The sequence below is a fragment of the Shouchella hunanensis genome, assembly GCF_028735875.1.
Lineage (GTDB): Bacteria > Bacillota > Bacilli > Bacillales > Bacillaceae_D > Shouchella > Shouchella hunanensis.
The window spans coordinates 418061-436571 of record NZ_CP117834.1 but is presented as its reverse complement, the minus strand read 5'-3'; the positions used below and the strand labels follow the sequence as shown (position 1 = coordinate 436571).

Genomic DNA, 18511 nt, shown 5'->3' with positions numbered 1-18511 from the left:
CATGTAAGCTAATAGGAAAGAGCATTGAAAGGATGAGGTGGGTGCAAAAAATTGAGTTTACGGTTTATGGAGCAGAGCAAAAGTGCGCTTCTTGTGTACATTTGCCAAGCGCATTAGAGACAAAAGATTGGTTAGAAGCAGCATTAACCCGGAAATTCCCTCACGAAAATTTATCTTTTCACTATGTCGATATAGAGTCCCCAAATACCGAACGAGAAAAAGAGCTAGCAGAAGCCATTTTAAATGAAGAGTATTTCTATCCATTATTGGTAGTAAACGGAGAAATTCTTGCGGAAGGAAATCCTAGTTTGAAAGTGGTTACACAACGAGTAGAAGCCATTCTTTCTGCCTCTTTCTACAAGTAAAAGCGTTAAAGGAACCTACTCCTTTAACGCTTTTTACTATCAGCCACTGTGGTACTTATACATCCAAAGCACTCCACTTTTTAAGATTCGCGCTACACGGCCTGTTAGTGGACGTTCGCCCATCATACCAAAACCATGTTTCTTTCCTAGTGAGCCCAAAACCCCTTTTAGCTTAATGCGAGGCATTTCTTCAGGAAGAGGTTCCTCTTTCCATTGATGTTTTAAGATGGTAACGATTTGTTCCGCTTGCCCTTCCGCAAGCTGTGCGCTTGGTGCGTGAGGTAAGCTCGCACAATCACCAACGACAAAGATATCCGGATGATTGGGGATAAAATGTTGTGGTGTTAAAATGATACGTCCAGATCGATCTTTTTCTACATCTAGATCGCGTACGACACGAACAGGCTGGACACCAGCAGTCCAAATGACTGCATCACTTTCAATTCGTTCATCATGATTGTAAAGTGCGCCGGGTTCTACTTTCGTAATGTTTGAATTGTTGCTGACATCAACTCCGTGCTCTACAAACCAATTTTGAACATATGCGCTTAATTTCTTAGGGAACTGACTCATAACAGATTCGCCGCGATCAAATAGTTTAATTGAGAGGTCAGGTCGACTTTCGCGTAGCTCACTTGCTAATTCAACGCCACTCAAGCCAGCACCTACAATGGAGACGACGCCTTCTGGTCTAACATTATTTAGCGCTTCATACGTGCGGCGAGTCGCACTCATCGTTTGGATGCTATACGTATATGTATCCGCACCAGGTACGCCGTGATATTTGTCTGTACAGCCTAAACCGATAACAAGTTTATCGAAGGCAAGGGTTTCACCGTTGTTCAACTGGATAGAGTGGTCTTCAGCGTGGATAGCAGTGACAGTTGCGTATTTAATTTGTAGACGAGCATCTTCTGGGAAGGTAACTCGTAAATGGTGATCTGATGCGGTTCCAGCTGCAAGTGCATAGTATTCAGTTTTTAGACAGTGATAAGGCATTTCATCAACGAGAATAATTTCCCAGTCTTTTGGTAAGTCATTTGGTAGCAGTCTTTGTAAGACGCGCATACCACCATAACCTGCTCCAAGTACAACGAGTTTCTTCATAAGTAGAGATCTCCTTTTAAGCGAAATTGCGTTAAAACTAGTTTCAATTAAGGACATCGCTCGATGAACAAGTCCTATTCTTGTGGATTCTTGATGGAAAGCACTCATCGTATAGGCAATATGGCTGTTAATAATATGAGCGTAATGCTCTCTCTCTGCTAACGAAAGTGTTTCGTAAGCTTTTTCTAACAGCTCAACCCAATAGGTGTGCAAGCGCTTTTCATTTTCAATTACATGTTTCCAAGTTTGAATCGTTAGGCTAGGATGAATATCATAATCCTTTAGTAAATAAAGTAAGCTTGAACGAATTTGCGTTAAGATTGTTTCTGAAGAAAGGTTCTCTTGCTGTTGATTTAATAGCTCTAACAATTGTTTCTCAAATAGAGCGTGTAAAATGGATTCTTTTGTAGGGAAGTGGTTAAAGAATGTACCTTTCGCTACATGTGCTCCTTTTGTAATTTCTGCAACCGTTGTTTCTTCAAACCCTTTTTCATAAAATAAGGTATGTGCAGATTGAAGTATGGCAGATCGTGTTCGGTTTTTTTTCGATTGATTCATTTTTTAAAAACCGTTTAAAGAATACGGTTTGTTTTTTCACCTCGGTTACGAGTGATTGGAACTAAAAATGACTCTGGTCAGTTTTGATTATACCGATTGTGCTTTCATTCGACAACCCAAAATTTATACTTTCTTCTTTTACCAATACGTTTGATTCAGATTGACTTTACAGTAGTGACAAAGTAGCATAAAAAAGAGGTGAACGAAGTGAAGATGTTGATTGAGTGCTGCATGAACAATGTACATAATGGGACAGATGAAGTCATTAACTCCTTACTGTCACTTCCACACGTTGAAATAGTAGAATATGGCTGTTTAACACAGTGTGGAGTGTGTAACCAAGAGCATTTTCTGTTCATTAATGATACGTATGTTGCTGGTGAGACACCAGCTCAATTACTAGAAAAGATAAATAAGATATGTTTTACTTTAACATAACGTGTTTGAGTGAGTATTGAACAAGCAATAGAGGAGGAGAACTGTGCACCCTTTACCATTTAGTCACACTTGGCCATATGAAGTACAAGGTAAAGATATCTATATTGAAGAATGTCCTTTTTGTAAGCAAGAACATGTGTTAACGAACATGAAGCCAAAAGACGTAAAACGCGCAAAAGAACAGTTTAAAGTTCGTTTAAATATGCCTTGCTGTCATACGGTTATGACAATAATAGAGGCAGATGATGATTACTTCTGGGCAGACCAACCATTAAGAGGGTGAAACAAGATGAAATTTACAAAAATGCATGGTTTAGGGAATAGCTATGTGTATGTCAATATGTTTAATGAAAACTTACCCGAAAAGCAATTAAGTGAAACCGCTGTACGATTAGCAGATAAGAATAAAGGTATCGGAAGCGATGGGATGATTTTGATCTATCCATCGCAAACTGCAGCAGTCAAAATGAGAGTGTTTAACAATGATGGATCAGAAGCGAAGAACTGTGGCAACGGTTTGCGCTGTGTAGCAAAATATAGCTATGAGCATGGACTTGTAACAACAACTTCTTTTACAATTGAAACGTTAGGTGGAAATGTTGAAGCAACCGTTTCAGTTGACCATGAAAATTGTGTTCAATCTGTAACGGTTAATATGGGACAACCACGTTTGTTAGCAAAAGAAATTCCTATGAAAAACGAGCATAGTGAGGCAATGATCGTTAACGAAGTGATCCCTGTGTACCATCAAGACATTAGAGTAACCGCCGTCTCTATGGGGAATCCACATGCTGTTCAATTTATCGACTCAATTGAGAAGGCGCCAGTTAAAGAAATTGGCCCTTTAATTGAAAAACATGACCGGTTTCCTGAGTGGGTAAACGTCGAATGGGTTGAAGTTGTGAGCCCAAAGGAAATTCACTTCCGCGTGTGGGAGAGAGGTTCCGGTATAACACAGGCTTGTGGAACGGGTGCTTGCGCAGCAGTAGTAGCAGGTGTTTTGAATGGTCACTTAGAGAAAGAATCAGAGGTTACTGTGCACTTATTAGGTGGGGATTTACAGATCACGTGGAAAGATGATGGAGATGTGTGGATGAAAGGCCCTGCTGAATATATATGCAGTGGGGATGTGTGCTTGTAAAAAAAGCTTGGGGCGAATAAGCCCCAAGCTTTTTTGTTTAGTATTCTTTAATAATGTTGTAGAACGTATCTCGCTCAACCGGATTTTTTCCTGCACTCTTAATCATATGAATTAATTCTTTTCTCGTAATACCGGCAGACGTTAAGGCGCCGACAGAATGAGAAATCCGTTCTTCAATTAATGTACCATGGATATCGCTTGATCCAAATGTTAATGCCATTTGTGTAAGTTGAACGCCAATATTAATCCAGTAGGCTTTAATATGAGGGAAGTTATCAAGCATTAAGCGACTAACTGCAATGGTTCTCATATCGTCGTAAGCAGACGTTCGTCTATTTAACCCAGCTTTCACGTTTCTTGGCTGCATCGCTAGTGGAATAAATACCATAAACCCATTTGTACGGTCCTGTAGCTCACGTACTCGTTGCATATGAATCAAACGTTCTTCTTTTGATTCAACTGAGCCATAGAGCATCGTTGAATGCGTGCGTAAACCAAGGTTGTGCGCCGTTTCGTGTGCTTCAAGCCATTGGTCAGTAGAAGCTTTTTCAGGGCTCATAATGGCACGGTAGCGCTCCGTTAATATCTCAGCACCACCACCTGTAAGTGTTGATAGGCCAGCATCCATTAACGTTTGAATCACTTCTTTCATAGAAATGCCAGCGAGACGGGAGAAGAATTCAATCTCGGCGCCAGTATATGCTTTTACTGTTACCTGTGGATAATGTTTCTTCAATGTTTTAACGATATTGACGTAATAGTCAAAGCCGACTTCATTGTTGTGACCACCAACAATATGAAACTCTCGAATATTATCGTTCCAACGGTCAGAAACGTATTTTAACAACGCTTCTTCGTCCATTGTGTAGGCACCTTCTTCACCTGGCTTCCGTTTAAACCCGCAAAAGCCACAATTTGCCTCACATACATTTGTCGGATTAATATAGAGGTTTTCAATAAAATAAACGTTTTGACCATTCTTTCTTTCGTTTACAAGATTAGCTAATTGAGCAACACCCAGTAAATCTGGTGTTTCGTATAATGTTAGACCATCTTCTATGGATAAGCGTTCACCGTTCAAAACTTTCTCTTTTACGTTTTGAAGGTTTGTGTCTGTCAAAAGCACACTCATCTTCGGAATCCTCCTTTAAAACATCGCTTGATGCACATAACGAAGTCTTTTTGTTGATTTCACATTCTATTATACTACTACACTTTTAAGAAAGAAAGAAACGTGAAACAGACACAAGGAAGAAAATAAGTAGAATGACTTATTGAAACACGGTAGGTGTACGATGTAATATACAGGTTGGTGAATACTTATAAAATTGAGGTGTGAGGTAAAATGAACGTACGGAATGACCTATGTTTGGAAAGGCTGGAGCTGTTGCGCTATGAAATGCTGCAAGCGGCTAAGCGTCATGGTTTAAATCATCCTCTTGTATTGACATACAGCGAACAAATTGACGATATACATAATCGATTAATGCGTAAAGACCAATCACCCTTAGAGTAGAAAAACTTGAGTATAAAAACAAAAAGGTCTATACTATAGGAAAGAAAAAAGGGAGGCACGAACATGATTACTCTTACAGATGCAGCGGCAGCGCAAATTCTTTCCATGAAGAAAGAGGAAGGTGACGAGTCACTAAAGCTCCGAATCGGTGTACAAGGCGGAGGCTGTTCTGGTCTTTCCTATGGCATGGGCTTTGATGATGAGAAGACAGAGGACGATACAGCATTCCAAGTAAATGGAATTGACGTTATTGTTGACCAGGAAAGTGAACCAATTATTAAAGGACTAGTCATTGACTATAAACAAAATATGATGGGTGGCGGCTTTACGATTGATAATCCTAACGCGATCGCCAATTGTGGGTGTGGCTCTTCATTCAGAACCGCAACAAATGCCGGTACACCAGAAAACTGTTAAAACAAAGAACCGAAGCGTTTGCTTCGGTTCTTCTTATTTTTGTTCTGGTTCTAAGTAGTGATTGTAGCGTTTTTCTAAATACCGTTGTAGCCAGGATAGTAAAGAGCAAACAACCCAATAGATTAATGCTGCTACAATAATGACGGTTAAGTAATTGAATTCACGACCACCGATTATGCGTGCTTGATACATTAATTCTGGTAACGCAATCGTAGAGGCAATTGAAGTGGATTTAATGAGTGTTAAAAAGACGTTGCTTAACGGAGGTAACGCAATACGAATCGCTTGTGGCAAAATAACGTAGCGCATCGTCTGCCATTTATTTAACCCTAATACAGAGCCAGCTTCATGTTGCCCCAAAGGCACGGAAGAAAGTGCCGAACGGTTTACTTCCGCGATGTAGGCGGAAGTATTTAAACTGAAGGCGACGATAGCCGCAGCGACTGTGCTTAAACTAAACCCAAGTTCTGGTAGTGCAGCGTAAAGAAGAAAAAGTAGAACAAGGATCGGTACACCGCGATTAAAGGAAATGAAAAGCATACTTGGCCAGCGAAAATAAATATGCTTGGACATCCTACCTAAAGCTAGAAAAAAGCCAAGAACTAAAGCAATGATCATGCTTACAACCGCAACGAGCATAGTATATTGAAGCCCTTTTAAAATATAGGGGAACGATTCAATGGCAAGTGTCAGATCAAAAGAACTCATTCTTAAACACCCTTTATGTTATTCAAAATCAATATCAGGAAGTTGAGTGACATCATAGCCGTCAAAAAATTCTTCAGACAGCGATGCGGCTGTTCCATCTTCTAATAGTTGTGTAATGGCTTCATTTATCGCTTCAAGTAAAAGAGGCTCGTCTTTAGCAAGCATAATACCTTGCTCGCTTGGATCGTAAAAGAGTGTCGGATGTACTTGAACATCAATATCCGTTAAATGATTGACTGTAATGGATTGAAGGTAATAATCGTTTAGAATAACGTCTCCTTGACCATTTTCGACTGCTCTTAAATAGACGTCATTTGTGACATTATCAAAGAATTTTGGCGTTGCGCCGTATTCTTCTGCTTTTTGCATATAAGTCGTATTCATGGCTCCTAGCGCAATCTTTCCATCTAAGTCTTCTAACGTTTCAATGCCAGATAAATCTTCCTCTCGAACGATGGCACTTCCGAACGAGTATTTATATGGAGTAGAAAAATCAAAGTTTTGTTCCCGCTCCTCCGTTTTTGTCAGACTATTGGCAGCAATATGAACACGACCACTGTTTAAGGCCTGTGTCATTGTATCTACGCCAATTTCCTCAAATTCAACTTCAACATCAAGAATGGCAGCAATTTCCCTAACAAGTTCCACTTCATAACCAGTCAATTGATCGTCTTCCGAATGGTAAGAAGTCGGAAACAAAGTGCCAGCCGTAGCGACCGTCATCGTTCCAGATTCTTGAATGGCATTCCAAGCTGTGTTTCCAGATGCTATATCGTCTTCGTTTGATCCGCAAGCGGTAAGGAAAACCGTCGCAATCAAAGAAGGAAAAATAAGTTTGTTAATCATCGTAATTCCCCCTAATTCTATGTACTTTGTAAGTATGCAACGAAAGTATAAAACAATCAAGTTGAAAACAGTTTCTTCTATTATAAAAGAAAGCACTTTTAACAGTTTTGTCGCAACGAGTGCGACGAAATTGTATTTTCCTTTTCTTGAAGGGCAAGCTATTGATGGATACAATGCAAGTAAAGTACTTACTTGAATAGGAGGAACGAATATGACCGAGAAAAAAAGCATCCGATCCCGTGTACAACGATTCGGAAGTAATTTAAGCAGCATGATCATGCCAAACATTGGCGCGTTTATTGCTTTTGGTACTATCACAGCTATTAATGCATTCTTCTTTATACAAATTTTAGATAACATGGTTGTACCAATGATCTACTACTTGCTACCACTACTAATTGCTTATACAGGTGGTAAGCTAGTCCATGATATGCGCGGGGGTGTAGTAGGGGCAACAGCAGTAATGGGTGTCATTGCAGCTGTACCAGACGCACCAATGTTTATTGGAGCAATGATTATGGGGCCACTTGGTGGTTATGCCATTAAAAAGTTTGACCAATTAGTTGATGGGAAGATTAGACAAGGGTTTGAAATGCTTGTTAACAACTTCTCGGCTGGATTAATTGGTGCTGCTTTAGCCGTAATAGGATCACTCCTTGTAGCACCAATTGTAAAAGGACTGACAAGTGCGCTAGGAGCAGGGGCAGATTTTCTTATCTCTACTGGCTTATTACCGCTTGTAAGTATTATTATTGAGCCAGCAAAAATCTTGTTCTTAAACAATGCCATCAATCATGGCGTGCTCGTACCTTTAGCAGCAACACAATTTGACACTCTCGGTAAATCAATCTTTTACTTATTAGAAGCTAACCCTGGTCCAGGTTTAGGTATTTTACTAGCGTTTATGATATTTGGTAAAGGTGTTGCTCGAGGCTCTGCATATGGAGCTGGTATCATTCATTTTATTGGTGGTATTCATGAAATTTACTTCCCTTATGTACTAATGAAACCATTAATGTTTCTTGCCGTTATCTTTGGTGGTGCATCTGGAGTATTTGTATTTAACCTCTTCCAAGTTGGTTTAGTTGCTCCAGCTTCACCAGGAAGTATTATTCCAATCATGGCTTTAACAGCACAGGGAGATTATCTAGGTGTTATTTTAGGGGTCTTAGTGGCGACGGTTGTTTCCTTTGTAATTGCTTCTCTTATCCTCCGCTTCGACAAAAAAGGCGAGGAAGACAATATTGAAGAAGCACAAGCAAAGATGCAGGATATGAAAGGTAAGAAATCTTCTGTTGTTTCAACAAGCGGTTCAAAAACAGGAAATGGATACGAAAACGTTTCATCCATCATCTTCGCATGTGATGCTGGTATGGGTTCGAGTGCAATGGGTGCGTCCATTATGAAAGATCGCGTGAAGAAAGCAGGAATTGAAGGCGTGTCGGTTTCGAATACGTCCATTAGCAATATTCCAGACAGTGCCGATCTTGTGATTACCCATAAGGATCTTACCGAGCGTGCTAAGCAAAAGAATCCATCTGCTATACACGTATCTGTGGATAATTTTATGAATAGCCCACGCTATAATGAAATTATTGAAGATTTAAAAGGTGGTCAATCGATAGAGGAGCCTGTTTCATCAGAAGCGACAAAAGAAGAAGTTGATAAAATTATCTTTGCGTGTGATGCCGGAATGGGGTCAAGTGCAATGGGTGCCTCTTTATTAAAAAATAAGTTTAAGAAGGCAAACATTGAGGGTATCCATATATCGAATACAGCAATTAATTCTATTCCGTCGGATGCTGACATTGTGATTACCCATAAAGACTTAACGGAGCGTGCAAAACAAAAACAGCCAAACGCTGAACACATTTCCGTGGAAAACTTCATGAACAGTCCGAAGTATGATGAGTTAATTGAACGCTTGAAATAAAAAATAGCATCCCTAACTCTAGGGGTGCTTCCTGCTGTAATTGGAGGTTTTTATTGTGTTCTTAACGGCGAGAGAGCGTATACTCATTAAAACGCTGCTGGATCATGAAATGGGATTGAGCATAAAAGAACTAGCGGAAATGGCCTCGGTTAGTCTCCGTACTGTTCAACGCGATTTAAAAGATGTAGAAAAGACGCTTAAAACGAATGAATTAACGCTACAGCGAAAACCGCGTGTTAGAGTTCTTGGCACAATCGAAGCGAAGCAGAAGCTTGCAACCAAATTAGTGGACAACAAACAAGAGCATTTAACAGCAGAAGAACGAGTGAGTCTACTGCTTGCTACCTTATTAGATGCGAAAGGGCCAGTAAAACTTTATGCCCTTGCAAAAGAGTTAGACGTCGCAGTAGCAACCGTTAGTTCTGACTTATATAAGGCGAGTGAGTGGCTTGAACGTTTTGGCATTGAACTTGTTCGAAAAAGAGGGTTTGGGGTTGAAGCAATTGGAACCGAAACGTCTATACGACGAGCGATGTCGGCTGTTCTTTCAGAGCATTTAACAGAAGAGACGTTTTATCATGCGGTTTTTTCTGAGGATTTACAACAAGAAGTAGCGAATCGTTTGCTTCATTTCGTTGATCTAGTGACAATACGAAACGTTCAGAAAACATTAGCTCAACTTCATGCTGAGGCTTTGGAGCGATTAACCGACCAGTCGTATATAGCCCTCGTCGTTCATATTACATTGGCAATCGAGCGAATTCGCCAAGGTGAAAAGATTCAAATGGATGCTATGCAGCTAGAAGTGCTAGAACGGGAAAAAGATGTGTTGCCATTAGCGCAGAGCTTGGCAAAAGCGCTAGAGAAGACGTTTCATATTCATATTCCAAAAGAAGAAGTCGGCTATTTAGTCATGCATTTACGAGGGACGAGAACGTCTCAACCTTTTGAAGAAACGTTTATAAAAGGGAACCCTGAACTGTCTTATCGGGTAAAAGCGCTTATAAGAGAAATGGAAGAGGCATTACGTATTTCCTTTAGCGATCCTTCCTTTTTTCAAGGACTACTTGCACACTTGAGACCTACGATTTATCGAGTTGAGCAGCATATGAAAATACACAATCCGCTTCTCGACAAAATTAAAGCAGACTACGGTTCGCTATTCAATGTTACAAAAGAAAAAGCAGGAAAAGTATTTTCGCCAATTGAACTACCAGATGAAGAAATTGGTTTTTTAACGTTACACTTTGGTGCGGTCATTACAAGAAATCGTAACCGTGGACCCATTCGTGCGCTTGTTGTATGTTCGAGTGGGATCGGATCAGCTCGAATGCTGTCTAGTCGGATTCGAGATGAATTTCCTGAAGTTCAATCGATTACGTTAGCCTCACTATTAGATTTAAATCAATACGATCCTCATTCTTTTGATTTATTTTTGTCTACTGTTCGTATTAATGAGCGAAAGCGTCAAGCAATCCATGTTAGTCCTGTTTTAACAGACAATGAAGTGAAGATGATTCAAACGTATCTAGATCGTCAAAATGAACAGCCGCCAATGGTAACCGTTCCTTCAGTTAGAGAGCTGCAGACACCTATAACAATGAAGGACATTACAACAATGAGCTTGTTTATGGAACAAGTCCTTGATTCTGTGTTTCATTGTCGTATTGATACCGTAGAAAACGACCTAGATAATGTTGTTGAGGATCTTGAAAAAAAGGGTAAAGTAAAAAAACACGACCAGGTTCTTAGGGCTTTAAAAGAGCGGGAAGAACTTGGAGGGTTAGCAATTCCAAATGCGGGTATGGCTTTATATCATACACGTACAGAAGATATACTTGCGCCTGTTTTTGGGATACTAACATTAAGCCGATCTACTTCTGTGTTATCGATGGCAGGAGAAAAAGAAGACATTGCTAGGGTTATCTTAATGCTAGCTCCTCTTGATTTAACAGAGCAACAGCTTGCTTATATGAGTTACTTAAGTATCCTGTTGATTGAATCGGAGGAACAAACGAAAGTTTTTAAAGAAGAAACCATTTCAAGCATCCAATCGTTGCTTGAAGAAAAAAGTAAAACATTTTTAATGCGATTTATTAACGAAGGAGTCGATACATGATGAGTATTTTAAAAGAAGAAAACATCCGTTTACATGTGAACGTAAGCTCTAAAGAAGAAGCCATTCGTCAAGCAGGTGAAATTTTAGCTGAACAAGGTTACATTAGCGAAACGTACATTGATAAAATGTTTGAACGAGAAGAAGTAACGTCCACGTACATGGGCAATTTACTTGCTATACCACACGGTACAGAAGATGCACGAGATGAAGTACGTTCTTCTGGTTTATCCATTCAATTACTGGAGGAAGAAATGGATTGGAACGGAAACCCTGTACAGCTTGTAATCGGTATAGCTGGGAAAGGAGACGAGCATTTAGCTATTCTTTCACAGATTGCCATTGCTTGCTCTGAAGAAGAAAATGTTCGTGAACTACTTAAAGCGAAGTCCGAAAAAGACGTACTCGATTTTTTCTCTGAGGTTGCTGAATAATGAAGGCTGTTCATTTTGGGGCAGGAAACATTGGGAGAGGCTTTATTGGTGCTTTGTTAGCTGATGCAGGCTACCACGTACAATTCGTAGATGTGAACGATACCGTTATTCAAGCATTAAATGAGCGTGGAAACTACACAGTTCATGTTGTTGGAGAAGAGCATACGACGTTTACTGTGGACAATGTGTCCGGAATCAACAGTAAAGAAAACGAAGGTGCTGTAATAGAAGCGATTCAAGATGCTGATGTGATTACAACGGCTGTAGGACCGCATATTTTGCCAATGCTTGCGAGCACAATTGCCAAAGGGTTGCTTGCGCGTAAAGGGGTAAAGCCGGTTAATATTATTGCTTGTGAAAATGCAATACGCGCTACATCACAACTGAAAGAAGCGGTTATCGAAAAACTAAGTCAAAGTGAATGGGAAACGATCCAAGGATACACAGGCTTTGCAGATGCTGCCGTTGACCGTATCGTACCGAATGTGCAGTCTGAAGACCTTTTAGCTGTCACAGTGGAACCATTTTTTGAATGGGTTGTGGAGGAGCCGTCCTTAATAGGTGATACCGTAGCGCTAGGTAAAGCGAAACTAGTACAGGATTTAGCTCCTTTTATTGAGCGTAAACTGTTTACGGTCAATACTGGACATGCTGTAGCCTCTTATGCAGGCTTTCGAGCAGGGATTGAGACGATCAAAGAGGCGTTAGCGAGTGATTATATTAAACATCGTGTACGCGGAGCTTTAAATGAAACAAAAGCCATTCTAGTTGACGATCATGGATTTGATCCAGATGAACAGGAAGCTTATATTGATAAAATCATTACGCGATTTGAGAATCCTTATTTAGAGGATAAAGTTCAACGTGTTGGTCGAGGCCCTATCCGTAAATTAGGAGTAAAGGATCGCTTAGTAAAACCAGCAAAAGCATTAGCTGAAAAAGGCTTGCATCCTGAATCACTTGTGGAAACGATTGATGATGCCCTACATTTTTATGATGAAACAGATGAAGAAAGTATAAAGCTTAAACAGCTCATTGAAGAAAAAGGAAAAATCGGGGCGTTTACAAGTATTACTGGGATTGAAGAATCACACCCTCTTGTTGAATTACTACGGAAACGACATGAATAAAAAGAAAGAAAGCTCGCTACGTTAGTAGCGAGCTCCTTCTTATTCAAAAAGACTTGTGGAGTGACCAGGGAAGACGCGGGCTTTTGGATCGATATATACTTTTGCATTGTTTACAGCAGTTGGTGCTTCACCAAAGCCGGTAGCAATCAGTTTTACTTTTCCGTCATACGTACTCACATCACCAGCGGCGTAAACCCCTTCAATATTCGTTTCCATTTTGGAGTTCACTTTAATCGCATTTTTATGAATGTCTAATCCCCATTCTTTAATTGGTCCTAGACTAGAAACAAAGCCAAATGTGACAACAACATCGTCTACATGAATCGTCTCAGTTTCTTCACCTTTTACTTTTGTGAATGTAAGTGATTCAACGAGCTCACCGTTGCCATGAAGCTCTGTTGTTTCAAATGGTGTCAATAAACGCACCTTAGACTTCTTCAGCAATTCTACGCTATGTTCGTGAGCGCGAAACTCATCACGACGGTGAACGAGGGTTACTTCTTTTGCGATAGGCTCAAGCATTAATGCCCAGTCCACAGCAGAATCACCGCCGCCTATAACAACAACGCGTTTTCCGGTAAACGCACTTAAATCGCGAATGAAATAATGAATATTTTTATCTTCATATTGTTCAGCATCTGCTACTTTTAGTTTTCTTGGAGCAAAAGCACCAGCACCAGCTGTAATTAAAACAGCTTTTGTTGCATGAGATTGTTTATTTGTGGTTAATGTAAACGTATCATCATTTTCCTTTACCAATGTTTGAACAGCTTCCTCTAATGCAAGTGTAGGATTAAATTGCTGCGCTTGAGCAGTCAACTGATCAACTAGATCTTGCGCTTTTACATTTGGAAAACCAGCAACATCATAAATATATTTATCAGGATACAGTGCTGAAAGTTGACCACCTAATTGAGGCATACTTTCAACTACTTTTACTTTCATTTGACGCATACCTGCGTAGAAGGCTGCAAATAGTCCGGCTGGACCACCGCCGATAATCGTTAAATCATACAAATCTTCTCTTTCTTCCAATGTGTTACACCCCCGACTGAATTGAGATCCTTTCTCATTATACATGGAGGAAGAAACAAATACAAAGGGCAGGAATGAAAGATAATTTTTTTGTATAATGGAGTTGAATTTTGAAGAAAAAACGAATATTATTAGAGTGTTGGATTATATGACGATTCTATGAAATTCCTTTGTTGTGAATAAGAACGTGAAATTTCTCACAAACATTAACGCCATAAGAATTAAAATACTAAATTGGAAGTGATTTGAAGTGAACAAAGCAAAGATCGTTATCGCAGGTGCTGGATATGGTGGAATGAATACCGCTGTAGCGTTGTCAAAAAAATTAGGGCACAACGAAGCATCCATTACACTTGTTAATAAGCACGACTACCATTACCAAACAACGTGGTTACATGAACCAGCAGCGGGAACGATGGACCCAGATCGTACTCGAGTTAAGATTTCCGATGTCTTAAATACAAACAAAGTGAATTTCGTTCAAGATGAAGTGCTAGAAATTAAAACAGACGACAAAAAAGTGATGCTTAAAGATGGTGAGCTAGATTACGACTATTTAGTTGTATCGTTAGGTGCTGTATCAGAAACATTTGGCATCCCAGGTGTTCATGAACATGCATTCACAAAGTGGACGTTAAACGGCGCGCGTCAAGTAAAAGATCACATTGATGCCCAGTTTGCTAATTACAACAACACAGCTGATCCTCATGAGGGCATGTTAACATTCGTAGTAGCTGGCGCTGGCTTTACAGGTATTGAATTTATCGGTGAATTATCTGAGCGTATTCCAGAGCTATGTAAAAAATACGATGTACCACGTGAAAAAGTTCGTTTATTCGTAGTGGAAGCAGCTCCAAGTGCGCTTCCTGGATTCGATCCAGAGCTTGTTGAATACGGAATGAACTTGCTTGAAAGTCGTGGCGTTGAGTTCAAAATTAACACACCTATTAAAGAGGTTACGGCTTCAGGTGTTATTGTTGGAGAAGGCGAAGAAATTAAATCTGAGACAATCGTATGGGCGACAGGGGTTCGTGGGAATCCAGTTATTGATCAATCAGGTTTTGAAGCAAATCGCGGACGTATTAAAGTGGAGCCGGATTTACGTGCACCAGGCTTTGATGATGTGTTTGTTATCGGTGACTGTGCGCTGATTATTAATGAAGAAATAAACCGTCCTTATCCGCCGACAGCACAGATTGCGATGCAAATGGCTAAAACATGTGCAAATAACATCGTAACACTTAACAAAGGTGGTTCAAGTCTTGAGAGCTTTAAGCCAGACATTAAAGGGACTGTAGCTTCTCTTGGTGGAAAAGAAGCAATTGGTGTTGTTGGTTCGAAGAAAATTTACGGTGGAACAGCAAACTTCATGAAAAAAATGATTGATAACCGTGCCTTATTTATTCTTGGTGGACCGATGCTTACTCTTAAAAAAGGGAAGTTTCCTCTATAAAATGAATGTGAGGTTATAAAATAAACAGTAGGGCGAATGTGCCTTACTGTTTTTTCATGAGTGTAGATTCGTATTGACTTTCGGAAGCGCTTTTTCGTACACTGAGAGGGGAGGATGGATGATGGAAGGGTTACATATATTACAATTAATTGTATCGATTATATTGTTTTTTATTTTATTTGCCGGAATTGGCTTTCTATTAAATATGGTATTACGATTAACGTGGATCATGGCATTTGTTTACCCAATTGTTGTATTGCTCATTGTAAACAGAGCGCCTTATGGAACATTTATTCAACAGCCGGGGGCGGCATTTACGCAGCTATTTGACCGGTTAACGTCTTTATATGTTGCAGATATCATTGTGTTAACAAGTGGCTTTCTAGGTGCTATTGCCGCTGGAATTATTATGAAATTACTAAGAAAAGCAGGTTATCAGATGTTTTAAAACAGACTAACGCGTATGGTCTGTTTTTTTTTGCATAATGTTCTCTCTACTGGAAAAGCTGTAGTAGAGGAGTGTGACATTGAATATGTATAATAATTCAACGTTTAAATGGGCGTTTCGCTTATTTATGAGTGCTTTGTTTATAGGTGCAGTATTTATGACTATTTCTGTTTTTACTAATTTACCTTTTTCTAAACTGTACGTGCAAGATGTGGGAGAAAAGCCGTTTCATGAACATGATCGATCTATACCAGGGTTGACTGTTCCTACTTATACGTTAATGGAACAAGAATTAGAGACAAATGACTATCATCGAGTTCACGTTACAGCAACAGGTTATACAGCTGGTGAAGAATCGACTGGAAAAAATCCAGGAGACCCAGCATACGGCATTACGTATTCTGGATTGCCTGTTTTAAGAGATGCTTATTCAACAGTGGCAGCGGATCCGACGGTATTCCCTTTAGGAACGGTATTGTTTATTCCTGGATATGGGTATGGCGTTGTAGCTGATACAGGATCGGCCATAAAAGGAACAAAAATTGATTTATATTATGATTCAATTGAAGATGTGTTTAATGAGTGGGGGAAGAAAGATTTAGATGTGTTTGTGATAAAAGAAGGAACTGGGACTATTACGCAAGAGGAATTAAACCAATTAAATGAGCGGACGAGTATTCATGACTTCAAGCGTACACGAGAAACCTAAAAAAACAAGCTCACTTACAAGAGGTGAGCTTGTTTTTTTATATTGAGCCTAGAAGTGGATAAAGAACAAAGGCGAGAATCACTCCAAGTACTGCGCCAAAGAAAACTTCAATTGGCTGGTGCCCAAGTAGTTCTTTCAGTTTTTGTTCGTTTTCTTTTTTCGGCCATGTTTTTACTTCTTCTACAAGTCGATTAAAATCTAATACGAGTTGATTCAACACGGTTGCATGATAGCCAGCGTGTCTTCTTACTCCGGTGGCATCAAACATAACAATAACAGCAAAAATAGCTGAAATGGCAAAGAGAGAAGAGTCTAAACCATGTTCAATTGCGATAGCTGTTGAAACACCTGTTACTGCAGCGGAATGGGAACTCGGCATACCGCCTGTACTCGTTAGAAGCGATAAGTCTAGCTTACGGGTAGCAATAAAAGCGAGAGGAATTTTAATCGCTTGAGCTAACACGATCGCAATTAATGCTGTCCAAAGCGGGTAGTTCTGAAAGATTTCCATAATGTCTTCCTTTCGCTCTTCTCGTTAATGATAATGAGGATATTATATCATACCAAAACGGTGATTGCCCTGCAGTTCGATTTGTTTGAGACATTTTTTTTACATGCTATACTAGTTTTTAAAGAGAGGAGTTGTAAGGATGTTTAAGGAAAAAGCACAATGGAATGTAGGGCAATTAGACGAGGATGTGCTCGTATTAGCCGTTTGGAGTAAAGGTGAGTTTACACCAGGGGTTCAAGCAATTGATCGTGAAATGAATCATCAGTTAACCGAATTGTCAAAGCAGAAATCGTTTCCTGTAAAAAAAGGAGAATGTATAGACTTTTTTACTCTTGGGACGTTAGGGGTAAAAAAAATTTATGCGGTTTATTTAGGGGTTCAAGGAGAGCTACACAAAGACGAATTGCGTAATGCTCTTGGAAACGTTGGACTGAAACTAAAGAAAGAAAAAGTAGAACAAGTTGGATTTATCGTCGATAGCTTTTTACAAGGAAGTTTATCAACTGACGAGGTTGCCTTTACGTTTGGAGAAGCTCTTGCTTTAAGTTCTTACGATAAAGTGACGTATAAAGAAAAAAGTAATGAAGTGAAGAAAAACCTTTCGGCCGTTAGTTTTTACGTAGACGAAGAAGGTTTCACAAAACAGGCAGAGCTTGGATATACATATGGGGAGGGCGCTAACACTGCTCGCCGATTAGTTAATATTCCTGGTAACTTATTAACGCCAACAGACCTTGCCTATGAAGCGAAAGTACTTGCTGAAAAACATGGATTCGACTATGATGTGCTCGAAGAAGATGAGATGGAATCTCTTGGCATGGGCGCGCTTCTCGCTGTTTCGCAAGGAAGTGATCAAAAAGCAAAAATGATCGTTATGCGCTATAACGGGAATAAAGAAAGTAAAGAAGTGACGGCACTCGTTGGAAAAGGATTAACCTTTGATGCGGGTGGGTATTCTCTTAAACCTGCTGCCAATATGCATACCATGAAAACAGATATGGGCGGAGCTGGAGCAGTTCTTGGTGCAATGGATATCATTGGTCAAACAAAGCCGAAGCAAAATGTTCTTTGTGTCATCCCTTCTAGTGAGAACCTAATAAATGGTTCGGCAATGAAGCCTGGCGATGTATTAAGAGCAATGAATGGGAAAACAATAGAAGTACGAAATACAGATGCAGAAGGTCGACTCATTCTCGCCGATGGTGTGGCATATGCTGTCCAACTTGGTGCGACACGTCTCATTGATGTTGCAACATTGACAGGAGCATGCGTGGTGGCTCTCGGACATGATACAACAGGAGCGGTAACAAATGATAATGAGCTAATGGAACGTGTAAGACGCGCTGGTGAAGAAACGGGTGAACCTGTATGGGCGTTCCCAAATAGCCAACCTTACAAGGATATGCTTAAGACAAGTGATGTAGCAGACTTGAATAATGCTCCTGGCCGAGCAGGTGGAAGCATTACAGCAGGCTTATTTATCGGAGAGTTTGTCGGTTCTACACCTTGGGTACATTTAGATGTTGCTGGAACAGCTTCTAAAGACAAAGGATCGTCTCTTGGACCAGCTGGAGCAACAGGTATCATGGCGCGAACGCTTGCATGGTTCGTGGCTCATTCCTAAAAAGCGATTAACAAATCGTAAA

20 protein-coding genes and 1 pseudogene are annotated in these 18511 nt (G+C 40.0%); 14 read left to right on the top strand and 7 right to left on the bottom strand.

Features of this window, described 5'->3' with window-relative positions; all coding sequences use genetic code 11:
• Positions 1-32: 32 nt before the first annotated feature.
• Positions 33-365: a YuzD family protein gene (locus PQ477_RS02370; RefSeq protein WP_081762415.1), complete on the top strand. Its 333-nt coding sequence runs from the start codon at positions 33-35 to the stop codon at positions 363-365.
• A 39-nt stretch (positions 366-404) separates the two neighbouring features.
• On the opposite strand, the gene PQ477_RS02365 is transcribed toward PQ477_RS02370, so the two are convergent.
• Entirely contained in the window at positions 405-1472 is a 1068-nt protein-coding gene (locus tag PQ477_RS02365) for an NAD(P)/FAD-dependent oxidoreductase (protein WP_060704078.1), read from the bottom strand.
• 393 nt (positions 1473-1865) lie between these two features.
• A pseudogene (locus tag PQ477_RS02360) lies at positions 1866-2030 on the bottom strand (TetR/AcrR family transcriptional regulator); the annotation flags it as partial.
• Between the two features lie 213 nt (positions 2031-2243).
• Here PQ477_RS02360 and PQ477_RS02355 point away from each other — a divergent pair.
• The 3 genes from PQ477_RS02355 to dapF are packed head-to-tail and all read left to right on the top strand — an operon-like array spanning position 2244 to position 3609.
• Positions 2244-2468 carry a YuzB family protein gene (locus tag PQ477_RS02355; protein ID WP_246117213.1) on the top strand — a complete coding sequence of 75 codons (225 nt, stop codon included), beginning with the start codon at positions 2244-2246 and terminating at the stop codon, positions 2466-2468.
• Positions 2469-2511: 43 nt separating this feature from the next.
• Positions 2512-2751, top strand: a complete 240-nt coding sequence (locus PQ477_RS02350) for a hypothetical protein (RefSeq protein WP_035398276.1) — start codon at positions 2512-2514, stop codon at positions 2749-2751.
• A 6-nt stretch (positions 2752-2757) separates the two neighbouring features.
• On the top strand, positions 2758-3609 hold the full coding sequence (gene dapF, locus PQ477_RS02345) for a diaminopimelate epimerase (RefSeq protein WP_274272903.1): 852 nt from the start codon (positions 2758-2760) through the stop codon (positions 3607-3609).
• Positions 3610-3646: 37 nt separating this feature from the next.
• On the opposite strand, the gene mqnE is transcribed toward dapF, so the two are convergent.
• Positions 3647-4741 (bottom strand): aminofutalosine synthase MqnE, encoded by a 1095-nt coding sequence (gene mqnE / locus PQ477_RS02340; protein ID WP_060703736.1) that lies wholly within the window; start codon positions 4739-4741, stop codon positions 3647-3649.
• Positions 4742-4954: 213 nt separating this feature from the next.
• Here mqnE and PQ477_RS02335 point away from each other — a divergent pair, with 213 nt between their 5' ends.
• Positions 4955-5125 carry a Spo0E family sporulation regulatory protein-aspartic acid phosphatase gene (locus tag PQ477_RS02335; RefSeq protein WP_081762414.1) on the top strand — a complete coding sequence of 57 codons (171 nt, stop codon included), beginning with the start codon at positions 4955-4957 and terminating at the stop codon, positions 5123-5125.
• Between the two features lie 63 nt (positions 5126-5188).
• Positions 5189-5542, top strand: a complete 354-nt coding sequence (locus tag PQ477_RS02330; RefSeq protein WP_035398272.1) for a HesB/IscA family protein — start codon at positions 5189-5191, stop codon at positions 5540-5542.
• A gap of 33 nt (positions 5543-5575) precedes the next feature.
• Here PQ477_RS02330 and PQ477_RS02325 read toward each other — a convergent pair whose 3' ends face one another.
• Together PQ477_RS02325 and PQ477_RS02320 are read right to left on the bottom strand one after the other, a co-directional pair.
• Positions 5576-6250: an amino acid ABC transporter permease gene (locus PQ477_RS02325; RefSeq protein WP_035398270.1), complete on the bottom strand. Its 675-nt coding sequence runs from the start codon at positions 6248-6250 to the stop codon at positions 5576-5578.
• An 18-nt stretch (positions 6251-6268) separates the two neighbouring features.
• Positions 6269-7096, bottom strand: a complete 828-nt coding sequence (locus PQ477_RS02320) for a transporter substrate-binding domain-containing protein (protein ID WP_274272902.1) — start codon at positions 7094-7096, stop codon at positions 6269-6271.
• A 211-nt stretch (positions 7097-7307) separates the two neighbouring features.
• Between PQ477_RS02320 and PQ477_RS02315 the strand changes: the two genes are divergently transcribed.
• Genes PQ477_RS02315 through PQ477_RS02300 form a run of 4 tightly spaced genes read left to right on the top strand, consistent with a single transcriptional unit; the run spans position 7308 to position 12709 of the window.
• On the top strand, positions 7308-9029 hold the full coding sequence (locus PQ477_RS02315; RefSeq protein ID WP_274272901.1) for a PTS mannitol transporter subunit IIBC: 1722 nt from the start codon (positions 7308-7310) through the stop codon (positions 9027-9029).
• 55 nt (positions 9030-9084) lie between these two features.
• Complete coding sequence (locus PQ477_RS02310; RefSeq protein ID WP_274272900.1) at positions 9085-11148, top strand: BglG family transcription antiterminator; 2064 nt, start codon at positions 9085-9087, stop codon at positions 11146-11148.
• Positions 11145-11579 carry a PTS mannitol transporter subunit IIA gene (locus PQ477_RS02305; RefSeq protein ID WP_035398266.1) on the top strand — a complete coding sequence of 145 codons (435 nt, stop codon included), beginning with the start codon at positions 11145-11147 and terminating at the stop codon, positions 11577-11579. Before PQ477_RS02310 ends, PQ477_RS02305 begins: the two co-directional genes overlap by 4 nt.
• Positions 11579-12709: a mannitol-1-phosphate 5-dehydrogenase gene (locus PQ477_RS02300; protein ID WP_274272899.1), complete on the top strand. Its 1131-nt coding sequence runs from the start codon at positions 11579-11581 to the stop codon at positions 12707-12709. The genes PQ477_RS02305 and PQ477_RS02300 overlap by 1 nt, the downstream gene beginning before the upstream one ends.
• A gap of 39 nt (positions 12710-12748) precedes the next feature.
• On the opposite strand, the gene PQ477_RS02295 is transcribed toward PQ477_RS02300, so the two are convergent.
• On the bottom strand, positions 12749-13744 hold the full coding sequence (locus PQ477_RS02295) for an NAD(P)/FAD-dependent oxidoreductase (protein ID WP_246117045.1): 996 nt from the start codon (positions 13742-13744) through the stop codon (positions 12749-12751).
• Positions 13745-13994: 250 nt separating this feature from the next.
• On the opposite strand from PQ477_RS02295, the gene PQ477_RS02290 reads away from it, so the two are divergent.
• The 3 genes from PQ477_RS02290 to PQ477_RS02280 all read left to right on the top strand — a co-directional run bounded on the left by PQ477_RS02290 (position 13995) and on the right by PQ477_RS02280 (position 16354).
• Positions 13995-15197, top strand: a complete 1203-nt coding sequence (locus PQ477_RS02290) for an NAD(P)/FAD-dependent oxidoreductase (RefSeq protein ID WP_144559413.1) — start codon at positions 13995-13997, stop codon at positions 15195-15197.
• 121 nt (positions 15198-15318) lie between these two features.
• Positions 15319-15645 carry a YuiB family protein gene (locus PQ477_RS02285; RefSeq protein WP_035397606.1) on the top strand — a complete coding sequence of 109 codons (327 nt, stop codon included), beginning with the start codon at positions 15319-15321 and terminating at the stop codon, positions 15643-15645.
• An 85-nt stretch (positions 15646-15730) separates the two neighbouring features.
• The gene (locus tag PQ477_RS02280; protein ID WP_035397613.1) at positions 15731-16354 is read left to right on the top strand and encodes a 3D domain-containing protein; all 624 of its coding nucleotides are present in this window, start codon (positions 15731-15733) and stop codon (positions 16352-16354) included.
• A gap of 37 nt (positions 16355-16391) precedes the next feature.
• On the opposite strand, the gene PQ477_RS02275 is transcribed toward PQ477_RS02280, so the two are convergent.
• Positions 16392-16865: a divergent PAP2 family protein gene (locus tag PQ477_RS02275; RefSeq protein ID WP_035397603.1), complete on the bottom strand. Its 474-nt coding sequence runs from the start codon at positions 16863-16865 to the stop codon at positions 16392-16394.
• Between the two features lie 139 nt (positions 16866-17004).
• On the opposite strand from PQ477_RS02275, the gene PQ477_RS02270 reads away from it, so the two are divergent.
• Positions 17005-18489 (top strand): leucyl aminopeptidase, encoded by a 1485-nt coding sequence (locus PQ477_RS02270; protein WP_274272898.1) that lies wholly within the window; start codon positions 17005-17007, stop codon positions 18487-18489.
• Positions 18490-18511: the final 22 nt, after the last annotated feature.

Coding starts and splice junctions, on each gene's coding strand:
- PQ477_RS02370 (WP_081762415.1), top strand. CDS start 33: ATGAGGTGGGTGCAAAAAATTGAGTTTACGGTTTATGGAGCAGAGCAA.
- PQ477_RS02365 (WP_060704078.1), bottom strand. CDS start 1,472: ATGAAGAAACTCGTTGTACTTGGAGCAGGTTATGGTGGTATGCGCGTC.
- PQ477_RS02355 (WP_246117213.1), top strand. CDS start 2,244: ATGTTGATTGAGTGCTGCATGAACAATGTACATAATGGGACAGATGAA.
- dapF (WP_274272903.1), top strand. CDS start 2,758: ATGAAATTTACAAAAATGCATGGTTTAGGGAATAGCTATGTGTATGTC.
- mqnE (WP_060703736.1), bottom strand. CDS start 4,741: ATGAGTGTGCTTTTGACAGACACAAACCTTCAAAACGTAAAAGAGAAA.
- PQ477_RS02335 (WP_081762414.1), top strand. CDS start 4,955: ATGAACGTACGGAATGACCTATGTTTGGAAAGGCTGGAGCTGTTGCGC.
- PQ477_RS02330 (WP_035398272.1), top strand. CDS start 5,189: ATGATTACTCTTACAGATGCAGCGGCAGCGCAAATTCTTTCCATGAAG.
- PQ477_RS02325 (WP_035398270.1), bottom strand. CDS start 6,250: ATGAGTTCTTTTGATCTGACACTTGCCATTGAATCGTTCCCCTATATT.
- PQ477_RS02320 (WP_274272902.1), bottom strand. CDS start 7,096: ATGATTAACAAACTTATTTTTCCTTCTTTGATTGCGACGGTTTTCCTT.
- PQ477_RS02315 (WP_274272901.1), top strand. CDS start 7,308: ATGACCGAGAAAAAAAGCATCCGATCCCGTGTACAACGATTCGGAAGT.
- PQ477_RS02305 (WP_035398266.1), top strand. CDS start 11,145: ATGATGAGTATTTTAAAAGAAGAAAACATCCGTTTACATGTGAACGTA.
- PQ477_RS02300 (WP_274272899.1), top strand. CDS start 11,579: ATGAAGGCTGTTCATTTTGGGGCAGGAAACATTGGGAGAGGCTTTATT.
- PQ477_RS02285 (WP_035397606.1), top strand. CDS start 15,319: ATGGAAGGGTTACATATATTACAATTAATTGTATCGATTATATTGTTT.
- PQ477_RS02280 (WP_035397613.1), top strand. CDS start 15,731: ATGTATAATAATTCAACGTTTAAATGGGCGTTTCGCTTATTTATGAGT.
- PQ477_RS02275 (WP_035397603.1), bottom strand. CDS start 16,865: ATGGAAATCTTTCAGAACTACCCGCTTTGGACAGCATTAATTGCGATC.
- PQ477_RS02270 (WP_274272898.1), top strand. CDS start 17,005: ATGTTTAAGGAAAAAGCACAATGGAATGTAGGGCAATTAGACGAGGAT.